Here is a 25,161-nt window from a genome sequence, read left to right on the forward strand (position 1 = left end):
CGGCGAGGAGGTGGCACGCGTGCAGCTCGCCCTTGACGCCGTCCTCGCCGCGCTGATCCTGCTCTCCGTTTACGCGGGCTGGCGCCAGGGGGCGCTGGCCGCGGTGCTGTCCGCCGTCGGCGTGCTCGCCGGGCTGGTGGTGGGCCTCGCGCTCGCGCCCGCGGTTACCGGCTTGTCCGAGTCCGCGCCCTGGCGGGTGGTGATCCTCACAGCCGTGGTGGTGGGCTTTGTGGCGCTGGGCAACATCGGCGGCGCGGCCGCGGGCTCGCAGCTGCGCGCCGGGGTGCGGCGCCGCTTCGCCCGGGTGGTGGACTCCGTGCTGGGCGCCGTGTTCCAGGCCCTGGCCGCGGCGTTGGTGCTGTGGTTCATCTCCATCCCGTTGGCGGCGTCGCTGCCCGGGGAGCCGGGACAGGCACTGCGCAACTCCCGGGTGCTCGCCGCCATCGATGCCGCCGCGCCGGACGTCCTGGCCACCCTGCCCGCCCGCCTGGCCGCGCTGCTGGACGAGTCGGGCATGCCCCCGCTCGTCTCCCCGTTCAACGCGCCGCGCGGCGCCCACGTGGACGCCCCCGACGCGGCGGCGCTGGACGCGGACGTGGTGGCGCGTGTGCGCCCCGCGGTGGTGCAGGTGATGGGCGACGCGGGCTCCTGCCAGCGGCGCCTGACCGGCACGGGCTTTGTCATCGAGGACAATTACGTGCTCACCAACGCCCACGTGGTGGCCGGCACCGACGCGGTCTCGCTAGACACCGTGGTGGGCGTGAAGTCCGCGGACGTGGTGCTCTACGACCCGGACGTGGACATCGCCGTGCTGCGCGCCGACCGCCTGGGCATCGCTCCGCTCGCGTGGGCGGAGCACGAGCTGGCCACCGGTGACGACGCCGTGGTGATGGGCTTTCCGCTTTCGGGCCCGTTCGAGGCGGCCCCGGCGCGCATCCGCGGCCGCCTGCACATCTCCGGCCCGGACATCTACGCCCAGGGCCGCGTGGAGCGCGAGGCCTACACCATCCGCGGCAACATCCGCCAGGGCAACTCGGGCGGGCCCCTGCTCACGCCGGGCGGCGAGGTGGCGGGCATGATCTTCGGTGCCTCGATGGACGCCACCGACACCGGCTACGCGCTCACCGCCGCGCAGATCGCGGACCGCGTCGGGGATGTGGGTACGTTGCGGGCGCCGGCCGCCACGCAAGCCTGCGTGGGTTAGAGCAGTTGCTTTTCGACGCCCCCCACGAACGCCGCCGGGTCCTCCACCTGCGGCAACCTACCCGGCCCGAAGGGTGAGGGGTGCGCCCCGGCTGTCCGGGCGCCGCGCCACCGCAGCGGCCGCAGGCGGGAGACCGCGGCGATGTGGGGCAGCGCGTGGTCGATGCGAGCGGCCTGGCTCCGCAGCCGCAGCGCCTCCTCGAAGCGCTCCGTGCCGTGGAACGCGTCGGTGGTGTCGGCGCGCAGGTTGGCGCGCAGCACCGCGTCGAGGACCCGGCCGCTGGCGCGCAGGGCCCGGGACGGTAGCCTGCCCGCGGCGGCCGCCGCGCCGCGGGACAGCGGCAGCGCCGCCACCGACCGCACAAGGTCCGGGTAGCGCAGCTGGGCGGCGTCCGCGAGCACTGCGCCCGTGTCAGCGCCGATGATGCGGGCCTCGCGGTGGCCCATGGTGCGCACCGCCCCCGCGATGTCCCCCGCCAGAATGTGCGTGACGTCCCCCGCGCGCGGCGCGGGCTTGTCCGACATGCCGTAGCCGCGCAGGTCCAGCGCCGCCACGTGGTACCCCAGCTCCGCCAGGGGCGCGATCACGTCCTTGAAATCGAACCACCCGCCGAGCGCGCCGTGTACGAGGAGCAGCAGCGGGTTCGACGGGTCACCGGCCTCCGCCACGTGGAGGCGGATGCCACGGGTGTGCAGCATGCGGTGCGTGAAGTCGCCCTCGAGCTCCACCACGCTCGGCGGGTTGCGACGCACCGTGTGGCCCATCTGCCGGGCGCTTAGCGGTTCGTGACCGCCGTGGAGCCGCCGGTGGGGCGGGTTGCGTTGGCCGGCGCGGAGACCGGCGCGGTGGTGTAGAGGCCGCTCTCATCCTTGCGCAGGTTCTCCTGCGCCTGGCCCGGCACCAGGTTGCGCAGCTCGTTGACGGACTCGATGGTGCGCTTCGGGGCCTGCATCTTGCGCAGCTTGCGGAAGCCGATGAAAGCGAGCAGGCCGGAGACCAGCAGCATGATGAGGAAGACCAGCAGGAAGGCCCAGCCGCGGTGCATCCAGGACGCGAACATCTCCGCTAGGTCGATGAAGAGGAAGAAGGAGGCGAACAGGGCGATGGCGCCGGCCGCGCCGAAGAGGCCGCTGCCGATGGCGCCCTTCTTTACCTCGCGAACAACCTCGGCCTTGGCCAGCTCGATCTCGCCGCGCACGAGGGTGGACACCTGCTCGGTGGCGTTGGAAATGAGGGTGCCGATGGAATCGTGGCCCGGCTGGGTCACACCGGCGTCATGCAGCGGGATGGAATCCACCTTGGCGGAGACTGCCGTGGAACCGCTGGTGTAGAGACCTTTGTTGCTCACTGTTTCGTACCTTCCTGCGTGTGCGTTATCCCACACCACACTAGCCATAAACCGGTCTCTGCGCCCAATACCCGGCCCAATACCCGGCTAAGCGCTCTCCTTAGTATTTCGCAGCGCCTTCGTCACGGCGAAGCCGGCGGCGAGGGCGGCGCCCACCGCGGCGAGGATGCCGGCGCCGATGCCCACCTCGCGCGCGTTGGGGACGGCGATGAGCGGCTCCGGGTTTTTGAAGCTGAGCACGCCCCAGCCGCTGTGCATCGCGTGCTTCTTCAGCGCGCGGTCCGGGTTCACGGCCACGGGGTGGCCTACCAGGGCGAGCATCGGGATGTCCGTGGCGGAGTCGGAGTAGGCGTAGCTGTCCTCCAAGTCATAGCCGCGCTCGGCGGCGAAGCGGCGCACCGCGTCGGCCTTCGCCTCGCCCTTGAGGTAGCGGGTCACGCGGCCGGTCAGCGCGCCGTCCTCGACCTCCAGCTCGGTGGCTACCACCGTGTCCACGCCCAGCTCGCGCGCGATGGGCTCCACCAGGATGGAGGCGGAAGCGGAGATGATGATGACTTCCCGGCCAGCCTCGTGGTGGCTGCGGATGAGCTCGCGCGCCTCGGCGTAGATGGCGGGGGTGACCACGGTGCGCATGGTCTCGGTGGTGATTTTCTGGATGTCCTCGACCCGCCAGCCCGCCGCCATCTGCGCGAGGGCGTCGCGGGTGGAGTCCATCTTCTCGCTCGACTGGCCCAGCCACATGTAGCTGGCCTTGGCCAGGGAGATTTCCAGAGCCTCCTGGCGGGTGATCATCCCGCTGTTGAGGAACTCTTTGCCGAAGGCGAAGGCGGAGGACGTGGCAATGATCGTCTTGTCCAGATCGAAAAACGCTGCCGCCGTGGTCGCCATAGGGGGCAGTGTAGACCTCCCGTCAACCGGCTTGTTGAAAATCCTGTGCCAATAAGGTGCTAGTTATCCACAGGTTCCGGGGCGCGAACCGGTCCGCGGCCCCACGTTATCCACAGAACAGGGCGGGGGTCTTGCGCTGTTCGTTTCGACGATCCATGCTGCGTTCATGCCGCAGATGCAACTAACGAATAGCCAGCGGGGCCGCGTCGCCCCCATCGTCGTCGCCGTCGATGACCCGGCGCTGCACCCCGAGGCCCTCCACATCGCTGCAGCCTGCGGCAGACCAGTCCTGTGCGCGGCCGATTCCGCCGAGCTCGCCCGCGCGCGGCCCGGGGCGTTCGCTGTGCTTGTCGACGCCCCCTTTGCCACCGCCCCCTCACCAAACACGTTCCTCCTCGCCACATCTCACGCTGCCGACTATCTCGCGTGTCTTGATGGTGCTGGTCGTGCTCCTATTGCTCGTGCTCTCGCCCCACGTGGTTCCATTCTGATTACACCTCCAGTAGAGTAGGATTTTTAGGACGGTGGCCGCCGTCGGAGGTTTATAGGGGCCGGACCCGCCGCCCCCCCGCGCCGGGTGCCCGGCGGCCCCCGGGGGGGCGGGCCCCGGGGGCCGCCAGCCCGCCGGGGCGCAGCCGGACACCGGGCGTGTGGTGGCGCTGGTTGGCGCCGCGGGTGGGGTGGGCGTGTCCACCTTGGGGGCGTCGATAAGCAAACGCGCGGGCGGGCACGAGCCGACGCTGGTTGACGCGCACCGGTGCTCGGGAGGCCTCGACCTGCTGCTGGGCATCGAGAACGAGCCCGGCGCGAGGTGGGGCGAGATCGAGCTCGGCGATGGCGTGGTAGCGCGCGCGGACGTGCGGCGCGCGCTGCCGGCAACCGCGGACGGGGTTGCGGTGCTGACGTATCCGCGCACCACGGTCGCGGACCCGTACCGGGTTGGCGCGCGCGACGTGGAGGCCGTGGTGGGCACGGTCGGATCGGCGGGGCTCACGGTGCTGGACGCGCCCGTGGAGCTCGTCCCGCGCCGCTGCGATCTCGCCTGCGTGGTGCTCACCCCGCAGCTGCGGCCGGCCGCGGCGGCAGCGCGCATCGTGGCGGAACTTGCTGCGGCCGGCGTGCCGCACGCGCTGGTGGTGCGCGACTCCGGTTGGCAGGCGCTCGAGACGGGCGAGCTCGAGCGCATCACCGGCTCGCGCGTGCTTACCCGCGTGGGCAGCGCGCGCGGGCTGACCCGCAGCGTGGAGCGCGGGGGGCTGCCGCGGCACCTACCCCGCCAGCTCGCGCGGCCCAGCGACGCCATCCTCGCGGAGGTCATGGGCTGATGGGCGCAAACCACGAGGTACTTGAGCGGGTGCAGCGGCGCTTGGCGGACGAGCCGGACACCCCCACACCCGAGCGCCTAGCGGAGCTGATCCGCGAGGAAGCCGTAGTGATCAGCGACGTTGACGTGCTCGAGCTGATGCGGCGCCTGCGCGAGGAGACCACCGGCGTCGGGCCCCTGGAGCCGCTGCTGGCGGCGGGCGACGTGACCGACATCTGCGTCAACGGCCCCGGGAAGGTGTTCGTGGACCGCGGCCGGGGCCTGGAGCGAGTGGAGGTGGCGGGCCTGGACACCGACAACGACGTGCGGCGTTTGGCCACCCGCCTCGCGCTGCGCTCAGGCAGGCGGTTGGATGACGCGCGGCCGTTCTGCGACGGCCACCTCACCCGCCCCGGCGGCACCCTGCTGCGCTTCCACGCGGTGCTCGCCCCGACGGCGAAGCCCGGCACCTGCCTCTCGCTGCGCGTGCTGCGCACAGCCACCGCCAGCCTGGACGATCTGCGCCGGCGCGGCTCGGTGGACACCGAGCGCGCGGACCTGCTGCGCGAGCTGGTGCGGCGGCGGAAAAGCTTCCTGGTGGTGGGCGGGACCGGGTCAGGCAAAACCACGCTGCTGTCCGCGCTGCTCGCCGAGGCTGGACCGGAGGAGCGCATCGTGGCCATCGAGGACACGCTCGAGCTCACACCCGCCCACCCGCACGTGGTGAACCTGACCACCCGCGCCGCCAACACCGAGGGCGCCGGCGAGATCAGCGTGGCGGACCTGGTGCGCCAGTCCCTGCGCATGCGACCCGACCGCATTGTGGTGGGCGAGATCCGCGGAGCCGAGGTGATCGACCTGCTCGCGGCGCTCAACACGGGGCACGAGGGCGGCGCAGGCACCTTGCACGCCAACTCCATCCACGAGGTGCCCGCGCGCCTGGAGGCCCTCGCCGCGCTGGGCGGGCTCGACCGCGCCGGCCTGCACGCCCAGCTGGCGGCGGCCGTGGACGCGGTGGTGGGGGTGAAGCGGCTTGTCGACGGCACCCGGCGCGTCCAGCAGATCGGCGTACTCGAGGGCCAGCCGGTCACGGTGCGGGTGGTGTGGGACGCCGAGACCGGGCCCGGCCCCGGCTACGGGGAGCTCGCATGATGCCCGCCGCCATGCTCCCGGCCGGGGCGCTCGCGGTCAGCGCGCCGAGCCCCGCCAGCCGGCTCGGCGGCGCCGTCTCCCCGCGGGTGCGCCCCGCCGCCATCCCGGCGGGTGTTGCGACGGTGGCGCTCGCGGCGTTCGCGCTCGACCGCGCGGCGGTGGTCATCGCCGGACCCGCGGCCGCGGCCCCGGCGGTGCACACGGTGGCCAGGCGCCGCCGCGCCGGCGCCGCACCCGCGGGGGCGGCGGCGGCCGCGGAATTCCCCGGTCCCCTCGCGGCCGCGCTCGGCGCCGGTGCCCCGCCCGCCGACGCCGCGTCCCGGGCCGCCGCCCACCTGCCCGCTGACGCCCCGCCGGAGCTGCGGCGCGACGTGGTGCAGTTCACCGCCGCCGCGCAGCGCGGGGTGGCGCCGCAGCAGCTGGCCACCCCGGAGCTTTCGCGGGTGGCGGCGTTGTGGGCCCTGTCGATCTCCCGCGGCGTGCCGGTGACGCGCCTGCTCAGCCTCGCCCGCGACGAGATCGACCACACGCTCCGGCACCGCGCCGCCACGCACGCCGCCCTCGCCGGCCCGCGCACCACGGCGGCAGTACTGGCGCTGCTCCCGCTGGCGGGGATCGCCCTGGGCGCGGCGATGGGGGCGCACCCGCTGCAGCTGCTGCTGTCGCCGGGCATCGGCGGGGCGCTGCTCGTGGGCGGCACCGCGCTGGTCTGCGCCGGCGTGGTGGCCTCGAGCCAAATCATCGGGAGGGCCGCCGCATGATCCCCGTCACCGCCTCGCTGTTCGCGGCCGCGGCGCTCGCCGTCCCCTCGACGCTCCCGTCGCGCCGCCTGGGGGCGGGGGCGCGGGACCCGAAGCGCCCCCGGGACGGCCCGCCGGGGGCGCCTGCGGCGGCCGCGGAGCGCGCCGCGGGCGATATCGGGCTCTTCGCTGCCTGTGCCCAGGCGGGACTGCCGCCCGCCCTCGCCGCCGCGGCGGTCGCCGACACCTATGCCGGCGACACCAGCCCGTGGCACACCACCGCCGCGCTTCTGGCGCTCGGGGCCGATCCCGAGCGCGCCTGGTCCGAACTCCGCGCCCTGCCGGGCGGAGCCGACCTGGCCCACCTTGTCACCCTGTCCAACTCGTCGGGGGCCGCCCTCGCTGAATCGTGCGACCGCATTGCGGAACGCCTGCGCGAGGAAGCCGCCGACACCGCCACCGCCAAGGCGGAGCGGGCGGGCGTGCTCATTGCGATCCCGCTCACCGCCTTCTTCCTCCCGGCGTTCTTCGCGCTGGGGCTCGCACCCGTGGTGATCAGCCTCGGCGCGAGCCTCCTGCACTGAGCGCCATAGCACTCCCCGCACATCACACACACTCACCGAAAGGACCTGCCATGCACAACCAACTGCTCGCCGTCTCCGCGGCCGCTCACACCCGCGCCGCCGCCTGCGTCGACTTCACCGCCAACACGCTTAGGAAACTTCGTAGCGACGAGGGCATGAGCACCATCGAATACGCCTTTGGATCTTTGGCCGCCGCGGCCCTGGCAGGCGTGCTCTACATGGTGGTCAACGGCAACGGCGTCGTCTCCGGCATCGAGGGCGTGATCACCGACGCGCTGAGCAACACGCCCAAGTAGATGACCACGATCGAAACGGCCCTCTCGCTCGGCGTGCTGGTCAGCGTCGCCGCGGCGATCGTCGCCGGCATCGCCACCATGGCCGCCTACGTTTCTGCGGTGGATATCGCCGGGGCCGCGGCCCGCGCCGCCGCCATCGGGGTCGCCTACGAGCCGTCCCGGGGCAGCGTCTCGCTCGCGGAATCCGGCGGGCTGGTCACCGCCACCGCCGCGGTACCCGCCGCTATCGGTACCATGCGCGCCGCCGCCGTCTTCCCGGTGGAGTTCCAGTGAAGCGCCTGCTTCGCGACGACGGCTCCGCCACCGTGACCTCCGCCGGCATCATCGCCGCGGTGGCGGTGCTCGCCCTGGCCGTCGCCGCGGTGGTCGCAGGCGTGGCGGACAGCCACCGGGCGCGGGTGGCGGCGGATCTCGCCGCCGTCGCGGGGGCCACCGCTTACTACGCGGGCGCCGACACCTGCGCCGCGGCAGCGCGGACCGCCGAGCTCAACGGCGCGCAGCTTCACGGCTGCGAGGTGGCCGGGGGCGACGTGGTTGTGGGCGCGGCTCGCGGGCGGGCCACCGCCAACGCCAGGGCCGGCCCGGGCTAGCCGGTGCGCCCCCTCAGCCGGCGGTCATGGTCACGAGTGCGCCGAGCAGCTTCAGGGCGGCGTGCTTGTCCAGCGGCTGGTTGCCGTTGCCGCACTTCGGCGATTGGACGCAGGACGGGCAGCCGTCTTCGCATTCGCAGGAGCGCACCGCCTCGTACGTCGCCGTGATCCACTCGTGGAAGCGGGCGAAGCCCTCGTCCGCGAAGCCGGCGCCGCCCGGGTGGCCGTCGTAGACGAACACCGTGGGCAGCATCGTGTCCTGGTGCAGGGCGGTGGACACGCCGCCGATGTCCCAGCGGTCGCACGTGGCCAACAGCGGCAGCAGCCCGATGGCGGCGTGCTCGGCGGCGTGCAGCGCGCCGGGTACCTCGCCCGGTGTGATGCCCATGGCGTCGAGGGCGAGCGGGTCGATGGTGTACGCCACCGCCCTGGTGGTGAGCCGCTGTTCGGGCAGGTCGAGGGGGATGTGCTCGCTCACGGTGCCGTCGGCAAGCCGCACCACGTACCCGGTCACGCGGTCGGTCACCTCCACATCCACGTTGGCCACCCACAGGCCCGGGGACGGGTTCACCAGCGCAGACGGCTCGCCGAGGATGGTGATGTCCGTGGTCGAGCGGGCCTGGGTGGAGTAGTCCGGCTGCTCGGGCACCACCAGCGCCACGTATTCCTCCAGGTCGAGGGCTTGCACTACGAAGTGCTCGCCCTGGTGGATGTACACGGCGCCGTCGTGCACCTGGCTCATCGCCCGCGCCGCGTCGACGGTGCCGAGGAGGCGCCCGTCGGTGACGTCCACGATGGCCACCTCGTGGCCCGAGCCCCCGCGCAGGGACACGGACGAGTGCGCAGTCTCCGGGGCCAGCTCGCCCTCGAGGCGCGGCACGGCGTAGTAGCGGTCCCCGCGCCGGCGCAGGTAGCCGGCCCGGGTGAGCTCGTCGACCACTTCGGCGGCGCGGAACGCCTCCACGTCCGCCGGGCTCAACGGCCGCTCCACCGCGGCGCAGTAGACGTGGCCGCGCAGGATGTAGGGGTTGGCTGGGTTGAACACGCTGCTTTCCACCGGCCGGCCCAACAGGGCCTCGGGGTGGTGCACCAGGTAGGTGTCCATCGGGTCGTCGCGGCCCACCAGCACAACCATCGCGTGCTGGCCGCGCCGCCCCGCGCGCCCAGCCTGCTGGCGAAAGGAGGCTACCGTGCCGGGAAAGCCGGCCATCACCACGGCATCTAGGCCGCCCACGTCGATGCCCAGCTCGAGGGCGTTGGTGGTGGCCATGCCGAGCAGCTCACCCTCGTCCAGCGCGCGCTCGAGCCTCCGGCGGTCCTCCGCCAGGTAGCCGGCTCGGTAGGAGGCGATGCGCGGGGCGAAGTCGGGCCGGCCCAGCAGCACCAGCTCCTCCTGGGTGCGCATGGCCACGGTCTCGGCGGCGCGGCGCGAGCGCACGAACGTCAAGGTGCGCGCGCCCTCGTCCACCAGCTTGGCCATGATGCCAGCTGCCTCCGTGGTGGCGGGGTAGCGCACTGGCGCGCCGAGCTCGTCCTCCGCGCCCTCGATGAAGCCGGGCTCCCACAGGGCGATGGTGCGCTCGCCGGTGGGGGCGCCGTCCTCGGTGACCGCGGCGACTGGGCGCCCGCACAACCGCGACGCCTGGCCGGCGGGGTCGGCCGCGGTGGCGGAGGCGAACACGATGGTGGGGTGCGCGCCGTAGGCGGCGGCGATGCGCAGGAGGCGGCGCAGCACGAGGGAGACGTTCGCGCCGAAGACCCCGCGGTAGGTGTGGCACTCGTCCACCACCACAAATCGCAGGTGGCGCAGCAGCCGCGCCCACCGCGGGTGGGCGGCCAGGATGCCGGCGTGGAGCATGTCCGGGTTGGTGAACACGAAGCGGGTCTGCTCGCGGATGCCGGGGCGGGCCTCGGCATCCGCGAGCAGACCCGCTTCGTGTTCACCAACCCGGACATGCTCGGTTCCGACCAGCTGCACGCCACCGCGGAGATGGTGCGCAGCCCCTCGGCGCCGCGCACCATCTCCGCGGTGGCGTGCAGCTGGTCGGAACCGAGGGCCTTGGTGGGCGTGAGGTACATGGCGCAGGCGGTTGGGTCCGCGGCCAGGGCGGACAGCACCGGCAGCTGGTAGCCGAGCGACTTGCCGGAAGACGTGCCGGTGGCAATCACCACGTCCGTGCCGGCCCACGCGAGCTCGGCGCAGGCGGCTTGGTGGGAGAAGGGGCGTTGAATGGAGGCGTCGATAAGCAAACGCTCCAAGCTCGGCTCAACCCACGCCGGCCACTCGCCGTAGGTGGCGGGGGACGCCGGCACCGTCTCCACGTGCGTGAGCGTGGAGTTGGGGAAGCGCCGGCGCAGCGCCTCGAGCAGCTCCCCGCCGAATCCGTGCCCCGCCGTCATGTCTGCCACCCAACCAACGTTAGCCACCGCGCGGGCAAAGGCGTGCCGGCGGTCGCGTTTCGTGGCAGACTAGTGGACGGTCACAGATTTTGTGTGCGCCCTTAAACAGGTGCTCGCGAGGATTGTGTACGCGGGCACCAGGTCTTTCGAAAACGGTTTTTCGAAGTCCTGGTGGACGGAAAACCAAATCAATCACATGTTTTGAAAGGTCTCACTGACAATGGCAACTGGCACCGTCAAGTGGTTTAACGCTGAGAAGGGATACGGCTTCATCGCCCCGAACGATGGCTCCGCCGACCTGTTCGTCCACTACTCCGAGATCCAGGGCTCGGGCTTCCGCACGCTGGAGGAGAACCAGCAGGTGGAGTTTGAAATCGGCGAGGGCGCGAAGGGCCCCCAGGCGCAGCAGGTGCACGTTATCTAAGCGTCGCGCGCCGAGCCTGAATTAGCCCCCGTTTTTAAGCGGGGGCTTTTGCTTGTCGACGCACCCTTGAAGCGCCGCCTAGATAACCGACACGCCCTGGCGGACGTCGCGCCACTCCGAGATCCGCACCTGGGCCCACCGGATGAGCGCCCCCACCAGCGAGCCGACCACGAGGCCGGCGATCATGGCCAGGAACGGGTAATCCGCCAGCAGCGCGCCGCCGACGTAGCCGCTGCCCACGCCGATGAGGGACCACAGGATCACGCCGAGCGTGTCGTAGAAGAAGAACGCCCCCCAGCGGTACTGCACGGATCCGAGCACGATGGTGGCCACCCAGCGCACCCACGGCAGGAAGCGGCCCACGATGATGGTGATGCCGGCGCCGCGCTTCATGTTGCGGCGCACCCAGGTGATGGCCTGGCCCGCTTTGGAGGCCGGGTCCAGGCGCTCCACGTAGCCGATGAGCTTGCCGCCCATGGCGAAGCACAAGTTGTCGCCGATCATGCCGCCCGCCACCGAGGCGGCGAACACCCCCCACAGGTTGGGTACGCCCTGCGAGGCGGAGAACGCGCCGGAGAGGTTGAGCACCGTCTCGCTGGGCAACAGCGGGCACAGGGCGTCGCCGATGATGATGAGGCTGACCAGGGGGTAGTACAGCGGCATGCCCATCAGGGAGTGGAGGAACTCGACGAGTGTGTCGACGATGCTCATGCAACCTCCTTCAGCGAGCAACCACGGCGGAACACCTCCGCGAGTGTAGCCCCCGGGGGTGAGGTGTTCGAGACCGCGCCGTCAATAGCGTCTGATACAAATAGGGGAGTTTGAGCTACCGGCGCGTGTCCTTATATATAGGTGCTGTTCCAGGGCCGGTAACAACGTTCGAAGTGAGGTGTCAGCGCGGCGTGGCTGCTAACGGCAAGACGCTCGTCATCGTGGAGTCGGCGACGAAGGCGAAGAAGATTCAGAAGTACCTGGGCAACGATTACATCGTGGAGGCCTCCGTGGGCCACATCCGCGACCTGCCCGGCCGCGCGGCGGACATCCCCGCCAAGTACAAGAAAGAGCCGTGGGCCAAGCTCGGCGTGAACCCGGAGGACGGCTTCAGCCCCATCTACGTGGTCAGCCCGGACAAGAAGAAGAAGGTGGCGGACCTCAAGGACAAGCTCAAGCAGTCGGACCGCCTCCTGCTCGCCACAGACCCAGACCGCGAGGGCGAGGCCATTGCCTGGCACCTGCTGGAGACGCTGAAGCCGAAGGTGCCGGTGGAGCGCATGGTGTTCAACGAGATCACCGAGTCCGCCATCCAGGAGGCGGCGGAGAACACCCGCGAGCTGGACATGGACCTGGTGGACGCGCAGGAGACGCGCCGCATCCTGGACCGCCTCTACGGCTACGAGGTGTCCCCGGTGTTGTGGAAGAAGGTCATGCCGCGCCTGTCCGCCGGCCGCGTGCAGTCCGTGGCCACCCGGGTGATTGTGGAGCGCGAGCGCGAGCGCATGGCGTTCATCTCCGCCGAGTACTGGGACGTGACCGCCTCGTTGCTGCCCGCGGCGGAGAAGATTGAGTTCGACGCCAAGCTGGTCGCCTTGGACGGCGAGCGGGTTGCGCAGGGCCGGGACTTCGATGACCGCGGGCGGGTGAAATCGGGCGACGTCCGGGTTGTGGACAAGCACACCGCCCAGGCGCTCGCCGAGGGCCTCGAGGGGTCCCCGATGCAGGTCACCGCGGTGGAGGAGAAGCCCTACACCCGCCGCCCGTACCCGCCGTTCATGACGTCCACCCTGCAGCAGGAGGCCGGTCGCAAGCTGCACTTCACCTCCGCGCGCACCATGCGCATCGCGCAGCGGTTGTACGAAAACGGCCACATCACCTACATGCGTACGGACTCCACCGCGTTGTCCAAGCAGGGCCTGGACGCGGCGCGCAGCGCGGCCACCGAGCTCTACGGCGCGGACTACGTAACCAAGTCCCCGCGCGTGTACGAGCGCAAGGTGAAGAACTCGCAGGAGGCGCACGAGGCGATCCGCCCCGCCGGCGAGCGCTTTGCCACCCCCGGCCAGCTCGCCGGCTCGCTCGACGCGGAGGAGTTCAAGCTCTACGAGCTGATCTGGCAGCGCACCGTTGCCTCGCAGATGGAGGACGCGCGCGGCAACTCCACCAAGGTCACCGTGGCGGGCACGGCGCGGTCCGGCGAGCGCGCCGAGTTCGCCGCCACCGGTCGCACCATCTCCTTCCCGGGCTGGCTGCGCGCGTACAGCGACACGCAGGACAAGGAGACCCGCCTGCCCCAGGTGTCCGAGGGCGACGCGCTGGAGACCACCAAGGTCACCGCGGATGGCCACTCCACCAACCCGCCCGCGCGCTACACCGAGGCATCGCTGGTGAAGAAGATGGAGGACTTGGGCATCGGCCGCCCGTCCACGTACGCCAGCATTATCAAGACCATCCAGGACCGCGGCTACGTGGCCGCGCGCGGCAACGCGCTGGTGCCCACGTGGGTTGCGTTTTCCGTGGTGGGCCTGATGGAGAACAACTTTGACGCGCTGGTGGACTATGACTTCACGTCCTCTATGGAGGACGAGCTGGATGAGATCGCGCACGGCAACGAGAACCGCACGCAGTGGCTCTCCGGTTTCTACTTCGGCGACGCGGACGCGCGCGACACCATGGCGGACGCGATCGCGCGCCGCGGCGGCCTGAAGCACATGATCGAGGACAACCTCGAGTCCATCGACGCGCGCGAGGCCAACTCGCTCAAGCTTTTCGACGACTCCGAGGGCCGCCCCGTCCTCGTCCGCGTGGGCCGCTACGGCCCCTACATCGAGCGGGTGGTGGGCACCGGCGCGGGCGGCGAGCCGGAATACCAGCGCGCCAACCTCCCCGAGTCCGCGACCCCCGACGAGATCACCCTGGACATGGCGGAGAAGCTCTTCTCCACCCCCCAGTCGGGCCGTGAGCTGGGCACCAACCCCGCCAACGGGCGCATCGTGGTGGCCAAGGAGGGCCGCTTCGGGCCGTACGTGACCGAGCTCGTGCGCGACGACGAGCGCGCCAAGGCCGAGTCCCGCGCCGAGGAGGTGGTAGCCGCCGAGCGCGCCGCCGAGGACGCCGAGCGCGCCAAGGAGGGCAAGCGGGCCAAGAACTGGGAGACCAAGACGGCCGCGGCGCAGAAGGAGAAGCGCATCGAGGAGCTGGTGGAGGAGCAGCTCAAACCCGCCACCGCGTCCCTTTTCCAGTCCATGGAGCCCGCGAGTGTGACACTCGAGGAGGCGCTGCGGTTGCTTTCCCTGCCCCGCGAGGTGGGCGAGGACCCGGCGGACGGCGAGATGATCACCGCCCAGAACGGCCGCTACGGCCCGTACTTGAAAAAGGGGAATGATTCGCGCTCGCTTGCCAGCGAGGACCAGATCTTCTCCATCACCCTGGACGAGGCGCGGCGCATCTACGCCGAGCCGAAGCGTCGCGGCCGGGCAGCAGCGAAGCCGCCGCTGAAGATGCTGGGCGACAACGACGTGACCGGCAAGCCCATGACCATCAAGGACGGCCGCTTCGGGCCCTACGTCACGGACGGGGAGACAAACGCCTCGCTGCAGCGCGGCGATACCCCGGAGACGATGACCGACGAGCGCGCCAACGAGCTGCTCTCCGCCCGCCGCGCCCGCGAGGCGGAGGAGGGCGGCAAGACGGCCACGAAGAAGACGGCGAAGAAGGCCGCCAAGAAAACGGCCAAGAAGACGGCCAAGAAAACCGTGAAGAAACCGGCGCAGACCACCAAGCGCGTGGTCAAGGCCCGGAAGAAGTAGCGCCCGCGGGCGGCGCTAGTAGCGGTCCGCCAGGGTGGAGCGCACCGGGCGGGCGAGTTGCGTCATCTTGTTGCGGCCGCGCAGCTCGACGGACTTCATCAGCGTCCAGCGCTGCTGCTCCACCTCGTTGGCGGCGCGCAGGGTGGCGGCGTTGGTGAGCACGCGGCCCGGGGTGTCCTTGGCCAGCTCAGTGAGGCGGGCGGCGGCGTTGACCGCGTCGCCGATCACGGTGTACTCGAACCGGTCCGAGCCGCCGATGTGACCGGCAACCACGTGCCCTGCCGCCACGCCGATGCCGGCCTGCAGCTCGAGTCCGCCCAGGTCCCGGCGCAGTTCGCGGGCGGCCTGGAGGGCGTGCGAGGCGGCGTCGTGCAGCGACACGGGCGCGCCGAACACGGCGAGGGCGGCGTCGCCCTGGAATTTGTTGATCACGCCCTTGTTGCGGTGCACCACCTCAACCACGATCTCGAAGAACTTGTTCAGCTCCTCAACCACCTCTTCGGGCGTGTGCTCGACGGCAAAGGTGGTGGAGCCGATGACGTCGATGAACACCACGGCCACCTTGCGGTCCTCGCCGCCCAGTTCCGGCTTCTCCTCGAGCGCCTTCTGCGCCACTTCGATGCCCACGTAGCGGCCGAAGATGTCGCGCACGCGCTGGCGCTCGTTGAGCCCGCGCATCATCTCGTTGAACCCGGCCTGAAGCACGCCGATCTCGGAGCCGTCATAGATATCCACCTGGGTGTTGGCCTCGCCGCGGCGTACGCGGTTGATGGCGTCTTGGAGCTCCTTGATCGGGTCCACCACGCTCATCACCGAGAACGCGATGCCGAGCGCGCCGGTGACCAGCGCGGTGATGGTCAGGGCGAACACGGCGGGGAACAGCTCGCCGGGGGTTTGGGTGAAAAAGCCCCGCTGCTGCGCGATGAACAGCAGCAGCACCCCGATCATGGGTACGCCGGAGGTGGTGAACCACGTCATGTAGAGGCGCTGCTTGATCGGCGGCTCCAGCGTGGAATCCTCGAAGCGGCGCGCCAGGGCGGTGGCGGCCACGGGCCGCACTAGGCGCTCCGCCTGCAAGTACGTCAGCACCGCCACCACGAAGCAGGCCATGGACGTGGCCACGAAGATCACCAGCGCCAGCTGCCAGTCAATCTGGAACGCCACCGCGGTGATGATGGCAATGCCCACGGCCCACACCGCCACCACAATCAGCGTCTGCAGCACCGGCAGGCGCAGCACCAGGTTGCGCACCATGTTGGGGTCGTGGTCGTCGGGACGCAGCTGCCATTCCAGCACGGGGCGGAAGAGGAAGAGCGTGACCACCACGCCCAGCACCACGGCGATGAGCAGGTACGCCACCCCGATGGCCCCTAGGCCGAGGTGCTGCAGCGTGAGTTCCTGGACCTCCGGCATGGGGATGAAGTAGCGGATGAAGATCATGATCAGCACGGCGCCGATCACGCTGGTGCCCAGCACGCTGGCCGCGTACAGCGGCCAGGACGTGCGCAGGAGCCACCGCGCGCCGTGCCTGAGTCGATTCATGCTGATCACCTTAGCGCCGTCCCCGCAGGAACGACTACGCTGTCGCCTTGTGAGTACCCGCAGCGTGAGCGAGCGCTTGGCAGACGCCCCCAAGGTGCGCGACACCATCCTCGCCGCTGCGGCCGCCGCCCGGGGCGTGCCCGGCGCCGACCCGCGCGCGCTGGCGCACTCCTGGCTGTTCACGGGCCCACCTGGGTCGGGTCGTTCCAACGCCGCGCTCGCGTTCGCCGCCGCGCTGGTGTGCACCAACACCGAAGAGATCGGCTGCGGCCGCTGCGAGGGGTGCCGGCACGCGCTCGCCGGCAACCACACCGACGTGGTGCGGGTGGTGCCGGACAAGCTCAGCATCAGCGTCGAGGGGATGCGTGGGGTGGTGGCCCAAGCCGCACGCTTGCCGACGGTGGCCAAGCACCGCGTAGTCATCATCGACAACGCCGACCGGCTCACCACCGAGGCCGCGGATGCGCTGCTGAAGACCGTGGAGGAGCCGCCCGAGCACACGGTGATCATCCTGTGTGCGCCGTCGACGGGCCCGGAGGACATCTCCCAGACCCTGCGCTCGCGCTGCCGCCACATCTACATCCCCGTTCCCTCGGAGGCCGAGGTGGTGCGGGTGCTGATGGAGGAGGAGGGCGCCTCGGAGGAGCACGCCCGCCTCGCCGCCGCCACCTCGCTGCGGCACATCGGCCGGGCCCGCAAGATGGTCACCTCGCCGGAGGCGCAGCGCCGCCGCGCGGCGGCGATCCAGCTGGCGGAGCACGTCTTCTTCGGCGCCCGCGCGTTTCAGGCTGCCGGCGCGCTGGTCAAGGCGGTGAACAAGGAAGCCATCGACGCGTACGCGGAGGCCGACGCCGCGGAGGTGGCCAAGCTGGAGGCCGCCATCGGCCGGGGCGCGCGCGGCAAGGGCGTGGGCAGGGCCACCGAGGACAGCGCCCCGGAGGTCAAACGCTTGGAGGAGGACCAGAAGAAGCGGGGCACGCGCCGCAAGCGCGACATGTTCGACCTGGTGCTGGTGGACCTCGCCGGGGTGTACCGGGACGCGCTGGTACTGCAATCGCAAGCTGGCGTGCCGCTGACGCACCCGGACTTCGAGGGCCTGTCCGCCGAGATCGCGCAGCGGGTCAGCCAGGAGGGGCTGGTGGAGTGCCTCGATGCGGTGGGGCAGTGCCGCGAGCGCCTGGGGCAGAACGTCATGCCCGCGGTGGCCTTCAACGGGATGCTGGGGCGCATCCGCCTCGCCTGCGGCGTGCGCTAACCCGGGCCGCCCGCCCAGCACCCGCGCTCACCTGCGAGTTTCACCGCGAGGCGGCGGTCGGCTACACTCCTTTTCGGTACGCGCGCATGCCGCGGGTCCGGCCACCTTAGCTCAGTCGGTAGAGCATCTCACTCGTAATGAGAAGGTCGCGAGTTCGATTCTCGCAGGTGGCTCATTTTTTATTTGCGGGATCGGCCACCGCGTCCCGCGTCCCGGCGCTAGATGCCGGGCAGCAGCCGTGGCACCACCTTGCCGATGGGGTTGCGCGGCAGCTCGTCCATGAAGTGCACGTCGCGGGGGATGGAGTGGTCCGCCAGCCGCGCGCGCACCCAGTCCCGCACGGCGTCCGCGTCCAGGCCCCGGCCGTGCTCGCTCTCCTCGGGCACCACCCACACGGCGATGCGTTTGAACATCTCCTCGTCGTCCACGCCGTGGGCGTACACCTCGCCAATGCCGGGCATCTCCTCGAGCACCTCGGTGACGGACTGGGGGTGCACGTTCTCGCCGCCGACGATGATCATGTCGTCGTTGCGGGATTGCACGTGCAAGAAGCCGTGCTCGTCCATGTAGCCCAGGTCGCCGATCTCCACCAGGCCGTCGATCTCCACCACCTCGGTGTTCGGGTTGGTGTAGCCCTTCAGCGCCGTCTCGTTGTGGAGGAAGATGCGCCCGGTCTGGCCGGTGGGGACTTCCTCTCCGGATGCGTCGAAAAGCTTCAGCACCGTTCCCGGGGGTACCTTGCCGGCAATCGTCGGGTCCGTCTGCATCTGCTCGGGGGAGGCCGCGGCCGCCAGCGCGAGCTCGGTGGAGCCGTAGATGTTGGCCAGGATCGGCCCGAAGCGCTCGGTGGTGCGTCGCAGCAGCGCCGGCGTGATCGCGTTGCCGGCGGAGGCCAGGTAGCGCAGGCTGGAGGTGTCGAAGTCCTCGTCGAGCGCCAGCATCTGCTTGAAGAAAATGGGCGAGGAGATCAGCCCGTCGCAGCGGTAATCCTGAATTTGCTTGAAGCAGGCCTCCGCGTCGAACACGCGCCGCGTGACGATGGTGGAGCGGCTTGCCAGCGCCACCTGCAGCGCGGACCAGCCCCACGTGTGGAAGATGGAGGCGGACAGCTGCACGGTGTCGCCGGAGCGCCACGGGATCGCCTCCAGGTACCCTGCGAGCACGAACGGCAGGCGCGGTTCGGGGCGCACGATGCCTTTGGGGATGCCGGTGGTGCCGGAGCTCATCAGCACCATGTTGCCGTGCTTGGGAAAGAGGGGCAGTTGCTTGTCGACGCCCCCCAGCACCACGTCCTCCAACGTCAGGCCCGCCCCGCCGGGCGCGCCGGGCGCGGCTGGCTCCGTGAAGGCGCGCACCACCGTGATGCCGGCCTCCTCGGCCACGGCCGCGGGCACGCGGTCCGCGAACTCGTCGTCGATGAACAGCACGTTGATGCGGTTCTCGGCGAAGATGCCGCGCAGCTGCTCGGGCGAGGAGCCGATGTTCAGCAGGAAGATGTGGCCGCCGGTGTAGCCCTTCGCGCCGAGGGGGAGGATGATGCCGCGGCCGTTGCGGGCCATCACGCCGATGCGGAGCTCGTCTAGGCCGCGGTCCTCTTGGAGCTGGGTCAGCCAGGAGGCCACCGTGCGGGCTTGGTCGCGCAGTTGCTGGTAGGAGAGGACACCGGAGTCGTCGATAAGCGCAGTGCGATCGGGCGTGGCTGCGGCGCCCTGCTCGAGCTCGCGGGCGGTGGAGAACCAGTAGCGGGCGAGGTTGGGCACGAGCTGCGCGGCGGCGCGGGGGCTGCCTTCGGTGCTGACGATGCCGGCGCGTGTAACGGCGGGCAGGAAGCGGGCGAATGAACGAAGGAGGAACGCCGGGCGGCGAGTTGGTCGCATGTTACGTAATGTAGCGTAAGTTCTTCCTGTGACGTATGGTGCTGGTGGTAATACGGCCGGCGTGTCCCAGCCAGGCACCGAGCAGAAAGGTTCCCCATGCCCACACACCCCTTCCGTCGCCGGGTAGCGGCCGCGGCCACCGCCCTCCTCGCCGCCGCGGGCCTCTGCGCGCCGGCGGCGGGTGCGCAGGAGCGCGACATGGTCATCTTGGGCGACTCCGTGATCTCTGACCCGAGCGTGCCCCAGTGGGCCGCCGGCAAGCTGGGCTTGGACCCGCGCGGCAAGTCCGACGTGACCACTTGGTGTCCCACCTCCCCCGTGAACTGGGGCAAGCAGGCGGCCGGCAAGCTCGGCTTGGCGGCGCGTGACTACTCCTGCACGGGCACCGTGTCCATCCACCCCGGCCCCCAGTTCGCCTCCCAGGTCACCCGCGCCATCAATGACCGCGGCCTGAACCCCGCCACCGCGCGGGTGATCATTACCACCGGGTTCAACGACACGTACCACAATGACGGCCGGGACAGCGCCGCCATCCGCCGCGACTTCGTGGCCGCGATGGTGCCGCAGATCAACCGCATCCGCGCGGCTGCCCCCAACGCCCGCATCCAGATCGTGGGCTACCCCAAGATCACCGCCGGGGATCGCGTCTGCCTCTTCCACGTCGCCCCGAACGTCTCCGATTTCACCCGGTTCGCCGCGGTGCAGGAGTGGGAGAACACCGCCCAGTGGGCGCAGGTGGACCTCGCGCGCGCCGCGGGCGTGGAGTTCTTGGACATGAAGCCGTCCACCTGGAACAACAACATGTGCGCGCCGGATAACCTGCGCATGTGGGCCGGCATGGTGGACTTCTACGGCGGCCCCGGCAACCTGCCCATCCACGTGAACCAGCGCGGGCACGACCATGTGGCAAATGTGATCGCCCGCTCCTAAGTTAGGGGACATGACACAAACAGTCACAGGAGTCATCGCCCGCGAAAAGGGCGCCCCCGTCGAGGTCACGGACATTGTCATCCCTGATCCCGGCCCGAACGACGTGGTGGTCAAGGTCCAGGCCACCGGCGTCTGCCACACGGACCTCGCGTACCGCGACGGCGACATCGCGGATGAGTTCCCCTTCCTCCTCGGCCACGAGACCGCTGGCATCGTGGAAACGGTCGGCGAGGACGTCACGCACGTGGCGCCCGGCGATTTCGTGGTGCTGAACTGGCGTGCCGTGTGCGGCGAGTGCCGCGCCTGCCGCAAGGGCGACCAGAAGAACTGCTTCAACACCCACAACGCGTCGAAGCGCATGACGCTTGCCGACGGCACCGAGCTCACGCCCGCGCTCGGCATCGGCTCCTTCGCCGAGAAGACCCTGGTGCACGAGAAGCAGTGCACCAGGGTTGACCCGGAGGCGGACCCGGCGGCCGCCGGCCTGCTGGGCTGCGGCATCATGGCTGGCCTCGGCGCCGCGGTGAACACCGGCGAGGTGCAGCGCGGCGAATCCGTGGTCGTGTTCGGCCTCGGTGGCGTGGGCCTGGCTGCCGTCGCGGGTGCGGCGCTGGCCGGGGCGACCACGGTGATCGCGGTGGACGTGGATGAGCGGAAGTGCGACGCAGCGCTGGAACGCTTCGGTGCCACCCACGCCGTCTGCGCGAAGGACATGAGCGAGGACGAGGTGATCGAGCGCGTGCGCGAGCTCACCGGCGGTTTCGGCACCGACGTGTCCATCGACGCCGTGGGCATCCAGCCCACCTGGCGCCAGGCCTTTTACTCGCGCGACCTGGCCGGCCGCATGGTCATGGTCGGCGTGCCGAATCAGACCGACCACGTGGACATCCCCGCGATTGACCTGTACGCCCGCGGCGGCTCCATCAAGCCCGCCTGGTACGGTGACTGCCTGCCGGAGCGGGACTTCCCGGCCTACGTGGAGCTGTACCGGCAGGGCCGCTTCCCGCTCGGCGAGTTCGTCTCCGAGCGCATCGGCGCCGGCGAGATCGAGGAGGCCTTTGCAAAGATGAAGCGCGGCGATGTGCTGCGGAGCGTGGTGGAGTTCTGATGAGCCAGCTGCGTATCGACAACGTTGTCACCTCCGGCCTGTTCAAGCTCGACGGCGGCGAGTGGGAGGTGGACAACAACGTGTGGATCGTGGGCGACGACTCGGAGGTGTACATCATCGACGCCGCCCACAACGCCCGCGCCATCGCCGACGCGGTGGGCGGCAGGCGCGTCAAGGGCATCCTGGCCACCCACGGCCACTCGGACCACATCGACGCCGCGCCGGAGCTTTCTTCGCTTGTCGACGCCCCGGTGTACCTCCACCCCACCGACGGCTTTTTGTGGCAGCGCCAGAACCCGGGCGCGCACTACCGCCAGCTGCGCGATGGCGACGTGTTCACCATCGCCGGCACCGAGCTGCGCGTGCTGTCCACCCCGGGCCATTCGCCCGGCTCCGTGGTGATCCACGCCCCGGAGGCCGGCGAGCTCTTCTCGGGCGACACCCTCTTCCAGGGCGGCCCGGGCGCGACGGGGCGCTCCTTCTCCAGCTTCGACACCATCATCCACTCACTGCAGAAGTCGGTCCTCGACCTGCCGGCCGAGACCGTGGTGCGCACCGGCCACGGGGACCACACCACCATCGGCGAGGAAGCGCCGCACCTGGAGGAGTGGATCCGCCGCGGCTACTAGCTAGCCCGTGCCCGTGCCCTAGCCCGCGCCGCGCGCCTGGCCCGCGCGCGGCGGCTCGGCGTTCTGCAGCGCCACCGCCCGGGCGAGGCGCGCGTAGCGCAGCTCCTGCTCGCGGAAGCGCGTCCACGTGGACAGCGTGGTGAAGAAGAATGCGATGATGAGCACGTAGAGCATCAGGTCGGTGCCGCGGTCCACCCCCAGCCAGTTGGCCACCACCGTGACGTCGTCGGGCCTGGCGATGGCCCACACCGCGGCGAGCATCATCGCCACAAACCCGATCTTCACCCACGCCTTCGCATTCGCTTTGCGACGGTGCGTGAAGAAGTACCACGCCAGCCCAATGACAGCCAGCAGCAACAGGATCTGGATCATGGCAGCCTCCGCGCAACCAAACCGTCGGCCAAGATGTTCACACCGTTGATCAGGGACTGGCCCTTGCTCATGGAGTACTCGGTGTAGAGGATGTCCACCGGCTCCTCGGCCACGCGCCAGCCCCGCTGGTCAATCATTGCGACGATCTCCGAGGCGTGCGACATGCCGTTCATGCGGATGTTCATCTCGTCCGCCACGCGCCTATTAAAGGCGCGCAGCCCGTTGTGCGCGTCCGTCAGCCCGAGGCGGCGCGTGCGCGGGGAGAGCAGCACCACGGTTTTCAGCACCACCCGCTTGATCCACGGCACCTGGGTCTCCTCCTGGCCGGCGAAGCGGGTGCCCACGATGATGTCCACCGGCTCGCTACGCAGCCGCTCGACCATGCGCACCACGTCCTTGACCTGGTGCTGGCCGTCCGCGTCGAAGGTGACAAAGTACTGCGCGCCGGGCTGGGCGCGGGCGTACTCCACGCCGGTCTGGATCGCCGCGCCCTGACCCAGGTTCACCGGGTGGTTGACCAGGTGGGCGCCAGCCGCGCGGATCGCCTCCGCGGAGTTGTCGGCGGAGCCGTCGTTGACCGCCACGATGTTAGGAAACGTCCCGCGCGCGTGCTCGAGCACCTGCTGGATCACGGGGCCCTCGTTGTAGCAGGGCACGATCAGCCAGGTGTCGGCGAAGGCGGCAGAGGTAGTCATCGCCGCCTAACGTTACTCGGCGCGGTGGAAGAGAAGCGAGTACACACGCTCGAGTACGCCCACGGGCAGCGCGCGGTAGAGGTTGCGCACCAACCAGTTGCCCACCGCGCGGGGCCGCGAGATGAGGCCGTACTCCACCAAATTGCGCTGCATCTGCCGCTCCGAGCGGCGGGTCCGCGGGTCGGAGCGCCGCGCCAGCTGCCCCTCGCCCACGCGGAAGTAGGTCAGCGCCTCCGGCAGGTTGGCCAGGCGGTAGCCGCCGGCCACAAGTCGCGCCCACAGGTCGTAGTCCTCCATGAACGGCACGTCCTTGTACCCGCCAACCGCCACCACGGCGTCGCGGCGGAACATCACCGAGGGGTTGTTGATGGGCGAGTTCAGCCTCACGTACCCGTTGGGGTCCGCGGGCAGGGCCCGGATCTTCCCGCCGCCGGTGAGCGCGCCCTCGAACTCCTCCACGGCGGTGCCGAGCGCCGCCACCTCGGGGTGCGCCTGAAGGTAGTCCAGCTGCACGGCGAAGCGCTCGGGCTTGGCCGCGTCGTCCGCGTCGAGGCGGGCAACGTACTCGGCGTCAGTCGCCTCCAGGCCTGCCTGTGACGCCGGGCCGGAGCCGAGGTTGCGCTCCAAGCGCAGCACCCGTGCGCGCTGTTGCTTCTCGACGAACCCCTGCACCACGCCCTCCACCGAAGCGTCGACCGGGCCGTCAAGCACGATGAGGATCTCGTCCGCCGGCCTGGTCTGCACGGCGAGGGACTGCAGCGCCACGGCCAGCTCGCCGGCGTCGGTGCCGTGGTACACCGTGATCAGGGCGGCAAGGGTGGGCATGGGTGGCTCCTTCTCTCTAGTCTCTGGCGGCGTCGATGAGGTAGCGCCCATAGCCGGACTTCAGCATCGGCTGCGCGAGGCGCTCCAGCTGCGCCGCGTCGATGAAGCCCTCGCGGTACGCGGCCACCTCCGGCGAGCCGATCACCTGCCCCGTGCGCTTCTGCAGCACCTCCACGTACGCGCTCGCCTCGGCCATGGAGTCGATGGTGCCGGTGTCCAGCCACACGTCGCCGCGCTGCAGGCGGTGCACTTGCAGGCGTCCCTCGCGCAGGTAGGCCTCGTTGACGGAGGTGATCTCCAGCTCCCCGCGGGCACTCGGGGTGATGGACTTGGCAATGTCGACCACGCCGTTGTCGTAGAAGTACAGGCCCACCACAGCGAAGTTGGACTTCGGCGCGGCGGGCTTCTCCTCGATGCTCAACGCGGTGCCGCGCTCGTCGAACTCCACCACGCCGTAGCGCTGGGGGTCCGAGACCTCGTAGGCGAAGATGGCGCCGCCGTCCGCGCGGCGCGCGTCACCCAGCACGCCCGCGAAGCCGGGGCCGTCGAAGATGTTGTCGCCCAGCACGAGCGCCACATCGTCGTCGCCGATGAACTCCTCGCCGATGAGGAAGGCCTGGGCGAGGCCCTCCGGCGCGGGCTGGACGGCGTAGTGGAGGATGAGGCCGAGCTGGGAGCCGTCGCCAAGCAAACGCTCAAAAGCCGCCTTGTCCTCGGGCGTGGTGATCACCAAAATCTCGCGGATGCCGGCGCTGATCAGCGTGGTCAGCGGGTAGTAGACCATCGGCTTGTCGTAGATGGGCATCAGCTGCTTGGAGATGCCCTTGGTAATCGGGTACAGGCGCGTGCCCGATCCCCCCGCGAGGATAATGCCCTTCATAGGCTAGAAGGGCAGCTGCGAGCGCACCTGGTTGATAACGGCGTCGACCTGCGCCGGGTCGATGCGCATGGCCGCGTTGAGCAGGGCGGTGATGATGCCGATCACGAACAGGATCACCGCGGGGGTGCTCACGTCGGAGAAGTCGCGCGAGGAAAACGCCTGGAGGATGGACTTCGTGTCGCTCTTCGGGCCCGTGGTGGTGGGGGTGGCGGTTCCCAAACCTTTTACGGCAGTTTTTTTTTTTTTTTTTTTTTCAAGCAGAGGCCGGCATACGAGATGGGAGTCCGTCTCGTGGGCTCGGCCCCGGCGTTGCTCA

General features: G+C 70.3%; 27 protein-coding genes, 1 tRNA gene and 1 pseudogene. 16 read left to right on the forward strand and 13 right to left on the reverse strand.

What is annotated here, in order from left to right:
- Positions 1 to 10 precede the first annotated feature (10 nt).
- Positions 11 to 1,204 carry a MarP family serine protease gene (locus tag BN4252_RS07965; protein WP_392389926.1) on the forward strand — a complete coding sequence of 398 codons (1,194 nt, stop codon included), beginning with the start codon at positions 11 to 13 and terminating at the stop codon, positions 1,202 to 1,204.
- Here the strand turns inward: BN4252_RS07965 and BN4252_RS07970 are convergent.
- The 3 genes from BN4252_RS07970 to BN4252_RS07980 form a co-directional block, all read right to left on the reverse strand.
- Positions 1,201 to 1,968 carry an alpha/beta fold hydrolase gene (locus BN4252_RS07970; RefSeq protein ID WP_066528752.1) on the reverse strand — a complete coding sequence of 256 codons (768 nt, stop codon included), beginning with the start codon at positions 1,966 to 1,968 and terminating at the stop codon, positions 1,201 to 1,203. The genes BN4252_RS07965 and BN4252_RS07970 overlap by 4 nt on opposite strands.
- A gap of 11 nt (positions 1,969 to 1,979) precedes the next feature.
- A complete protein-coding gene (locus tag BN4252_RS07975) occupies positions 1,980 to 2,552 on the reverse strand; it encodes a phage holin family protein (protein WP_066528754.1) in 573 nt (190 codons plus the stop codon).
- An 87-nt stretch (positions 2,553 to 2,639) separates the two neighbouring features.
- Positions 2,640 to 3,440, reverse strand: a complete 801-nt coding sequence (locus tag BN4252_RS07980) for an HAD family hydrolase (RefSeq protein WP_066528757.1) — start codon at positions 3,438 to 3,440, stop codon at positions 2,640 to 2,642.
- Between the two features lie 650 nt (positions 3,441 to 4,090).
- On the opposite strand from BN4252_RS07980, the gene BN4252_RS07985 reads away from it, so the two are divergent.
- From BN4252_RS07985 to BN4252_RS08015, 7 genes are read left to right on the forward strand one after another with little or no spacing between them, the layout of a single operon-like run.
- Entirely contained in the window at positions 4,091 to 4,765 is a 675-nt protein-coding gene (locus BN4252_RS07985) for a hypothetical protein (protein ID WP_066528760.1), read from the forward strand.
- Positions 4,765 to 5,895: a TadA family conjugal transfer-associated ATPase gene (locus tag BN4252_RS07990; RefSeq protein ID WP_066528761.1), complete on the forward strand. Its 1,131-nt coding sequence runs from the start codon at positions 4,765 to 4,767 to the stop codon at positions 5,893 to 5,895. Before BN4252_RS07985 ends, BN4252_RS07990 begins: the two co-directional genes overlap by 1 nt.
- Positions 5,892 to 6,656: a type II secretion system F family protein gene (locus BN4252_RS07995; RefSeq protein WP_066528762.1), complete on the forward strand. Its 765-nt coding sequence runs from the start codon at positions 5,892 to 5,894 to the stop codon at positions 6,654 to 6,656. The genes BN4252_RS07990 and BN4252_RS07995 overlap by 4 nt, the downstream gene beginning before the upstream one ends.
- Positions 6,653 to 7,219, forward strand: a complete 567-nt coding sequence (locus BN4252_RS08000) for a type II secretion system F family protein (protein WP_066528765.1) — start codon at positions 6,653 to 6,655, stop codon at positions 7,217 to 7,219. Before BN4252_RS07995 ends, BN4252_RS08000 begins: the two co-directional genes overlap by 4 nt.
- A 50-nt stretch (positions 7,220 to 7,269) precedes the next feature.
- Positions 7,270 to 7,515, forward strand: a complete 246-nt coding sequence (locus tag BN4252_RS11550) for a DUF4244 domain-containing protein (RefSeq protein WP_066528768.1) — start codon at positions 7,270 to 7,272, stop codon at positions 7,513 to 7,515.
- Positions 7,516 to 7,788, forward strand: a complete 273-nt coding sequence (locus tag BN4252_RS08010; RefSeq protein WP_066528770.1) for a hypothetical protein — start codon at positions 7,516 to 7,518, stop codon at positions 7,786 to 7,788.
- Entirely contained in the window at positions 7,785 to 8,105 is a 321-nt protein-coding gene (locus BN4252_RS08015; protein WP_066528771.1) for an Rv3654c family TadE-like protein, read from the forward strand. Before BN4252_RS08010 ends, BN4252_RS08015 begins: the two co-directional genes overlap by 4 nt.
- A 13-nt stretch (positions 8,106 to 8,118) precedes the next feature.
- Here the strand turns inward: BN4252_RS08015 and BN4252_RS08020 are convergent, their stop codons facing one another.
- Complete coding sequence (locus BN4252_RS08020) at positions 8,119 to 9,981, reverse strand: Zn-binding domain-containing protein (RefSeq protein ID WP_392389927.1); 1,863 nt, start codon at positions 9,979 to 9,981, stop codon at positions 8,119 to 8,121.
- Between BN4252_RS08020 and BN4252_RS11635 the strand changes: the two genes are divergently transcribed.
- On the forward strand, positions 9,955 to 10,236 hold the full coding sequence (locus BN4252_RS11635; RefSeq protein WP_392389928.1) for a hypothetical protein: 282 nt from the start codon (positions 9,955 to 9,957) through the stop codon (positions 10,234 to 10,236). The two genes, BN4252_RS08020 and BN4252_RS11635, sit on opposite strands and share 27 nt — an antisense overlap.
- On the opposite strand, the pseudogene BN4252_RS11640 reads toward BN4252_RS11635, so the two are convergent.
- Positions 10,155 to 10,505, reverse strand: a pseudogene (locus BN4252_RS11640) (DEAD/DEAH box helicase); the annotation flags it as partial. The gene BN4252_RS11635 and the pseudogene BN4252_RS11640 overlap by 82 nt on opposite strands.
- Positions 10,506 to 10,725: 220 nt before the next feature.
- Between BN4252_RS11640 and BN4252_RS08025 the strand changes: the two are divergent.
- The gene (locus tag BN4252_RS08025) at positions 10,726 to 10,929 is read left to right on the forward strand and encodes a cold-shock protein (RefSeq protein ID WP_066528773.1); all 204 of its coding nucleotides are present in this window, start codon (positions 10,726 to 10,728) and stop codon (positions 10,927 to 10,929) included.
- Between the two features lie 78 nt (positions 10,930 to 11,007).
- On the opposite strand, the gene BN4252_RS08030 is transcribed toward BN4252_RS08025, so the two are convergent.
- Positions 11,008 to 11,640: a DedA family protein gene (locus BN4252_RS08030; RefSeq protein WP_230208609.1), complete on the reverse strand. Its 633-nt coding sequence runs from the start codon at positions 11,638 to 11,640 to the stop codon at positions 11,008 to 11,010.
- A 191-nt stretch (positions 11,641 to 11,831) separates the two neighbouring features.
- Here BN4252_RS08030 and topA point away from each other — a divergent pair, with 191 nt between their 5' ends.
- Positions 11,832 to 14,732 (forward strand): type I DNA topoisomerase, encoded by a 2,901-nt coding sequence (topA, locus tag BN4252_RS08035; protein WP_230208610.1) that lies wholly within the window; start codon positions 11,832 to 11,834, stop codon positions 14,730 to 14,732.
- Between the two features lie 15 nt (positions 14,733 to 14,747).
- Here topA and BN4252_RS08040 read toward each other — a convergent pair whose 3' ends face one another.
- The gene (locus BN4252_RS08040) at positions 14,748 to 16,274 is read right to left on the reverse strand and encodes an adenylate/guanylate cyclase domain-containing protein (protein ID WP_066528788.1); all 1,527 of its coding nucleotides are present in this window, start codon (positions 16,272 to 16,274) and stop codon (positions 14,748 to 14,750) included.
- Between BN4252_RS08040 and BN4252_RS08045 the strand changes: the two genes are divergently transcribed.
- A complete protein-coding gene (locus BN4252_RS08045) occupies positions 16,273 to 17,529 on the forward strand; it encodes a DNA polymerase III subunit delta' (protein ID WP_078056838.1) in 1,257 nt (418 codons plus the stop codon). The two genes, BN4252_RS08040 and BN4252_RS08045, sit on opposite strands and share 2 nt — an antisense overlap.
- Positions 17,530 to 17,629: 100 nt before the next feature.
- Positions 17,630 to 17,702 (forward strand) — tRNA-Thr (locus BN4252_RS08050).
- Between the two features lie 45 nt (positions 17,703 to 17,747).
- Here the strand turns inward: BN4252_RS08050 and BN4252_RS08055 are convergent.
- The gene (locus BN4252_RS08055) at positions 17,748 to 19,406 is read right to left on the reverse strand and encodes an AMP-binding protein (protein ID WP_066528796.1); all 1,659 of its coding nucleotides are present in this window, start codon (positions 19,404 to 19,406) and stop codon (positions 17,748 to 17,750) included.
- A gap of 96 nt (positions 19,407 to 19,502) precedes the next feature.
- On the opposite strand from BN4252_RS08055, the gene BN4252_RS08060 reads away from it, so the two are divergent.
- Genes BN4252_RS08060 through BN4252_RS08070 form a run of 3 tightly spaced genes read left to right on the forward strand, consistent with a single transcriptional unit; the run spans position 19,503 to position 22,073 of the window.
- Entirely contained in the window at positions 19,503 to 20,336 is an 834-nt protein-coding gene (locus BN4252_RS08060; protein WP_066528799.1) for a GDSL-type esterase/lipase family protein, read from the forward strand.
- Between the two features lie 10 nt (positions 20,337 to 20,346).
- The gene (locus BN4252_RS08065) at positions 20,347 to 21,444 is read left to right on the forward strand and encodes an S-(hydroxymethyl)mycothiol dehydrogenase (protein WP_066528802.1); all 1,098 of its coding nucleotides are present in this window, start codon (positions 20,347 to 20,349) and stop codon (positions 21,442 to 21,444) included.
- The gene (locus BN4252_RS08070) at positions 21,444 to 22,073 is read left to right on the forward strand and encodes an MBL fold metallo-hydrolase (RefSeq protein ID WP_066528807.1); all 630 of its coding nucleotides are present in this window, start codon (positions 21,444 to 21,446) and stop codon (positions 22,071 to 22,073) included. The genes BN4252_RS08065 and BN4252_RS08070 overlap by 1 nt, the downstream gene beginning before the upstream one ends.
- An 18-nt stretch (positions 22,074 to 22,091) precedes the next feature.
- Here the strand turns inward: BN4252_RS08070 and BN4252_RS08075 are convergent, their stop codons facing one another.
- Genes BN4252_RS08075 through BN4252_RS08095 form a run of 5 tightly spaced genes read right to left on the reverse strand, consistent with a single transcriptional unit; the run spans position 22,092 to position 25,064 of the window.
- Entirely contained in the window at positions 22,092 to 22,445 is a 354-nt protein-coding gene (locus tag BN4252_RS08075; protein WP_066528809.1) for a DUF2304 domain-containing protein, read from the reverse strand.
- On the reverse strand, positions 22,442 to 23,140 hold the full coding sequence (locus BN4252_RS08080; RefSeq protein WP_066528817.1) for a glycosyltransferase family 2 protein: 699 nt from the start codon (positions 23,138 to 23,140) through the stop codon (positions 22,442 to 22,444). Before BN4252_RS08080 ends, BN4252_RS08075 begins: the two co-directional genes overlap by 4 nt.
- 12 nt (positions 23,141 to 23,152) lie before the next feature.
- Positions 23,153 to 23,965 (reverse strand): glycosyltransferase, encoded by an 813-nt coding sequence (locus BN4252_RS08085; protein WP_066528820.1) that lies wholly within the window; start codon positions 23,963 to 23,965, stop codon positions 23,153 to 23,155.
- A gap of 16 nt (positions 23,966 to 23,981) precedes the next feature.
- A complete protein-coding gene (gene rfbA, locus BN4252_RS08090; protein WP_066528821.1) occupies positions 23,982 to 24,845 on the reverse strand; it encodes a glucose-1-phosphate thymidylyltransferase RfbA in 864 nt (287 codons plus the stop codon).
- A 3-nt stretch (positions 24,846 to 24,848) separates the two neighbouring features.
- Complete coding sequence (locus BN4252_RS08095; protein ID WP_066528828.1) at positions 24,849 to 25,064, reverse strand: hypothetical protein; 216 nt, start codon at positions 25,062 to 25,064, stop codon at positions 24,849 to 24,851.
- Positions 25,065 to 25,161: the final 97 nt, after the last annotated feature.

This window comes from Corynebacterium bouchesdurhonense (assembly GCF_900078305.2).
Classification (GTDB): Bacteria; Actinomycetota; Actinomycetes; order Mycobacteriales; family Mycobacteriaceae; genus Corynebacterium; species Corynebacterium bouchesdurhonense.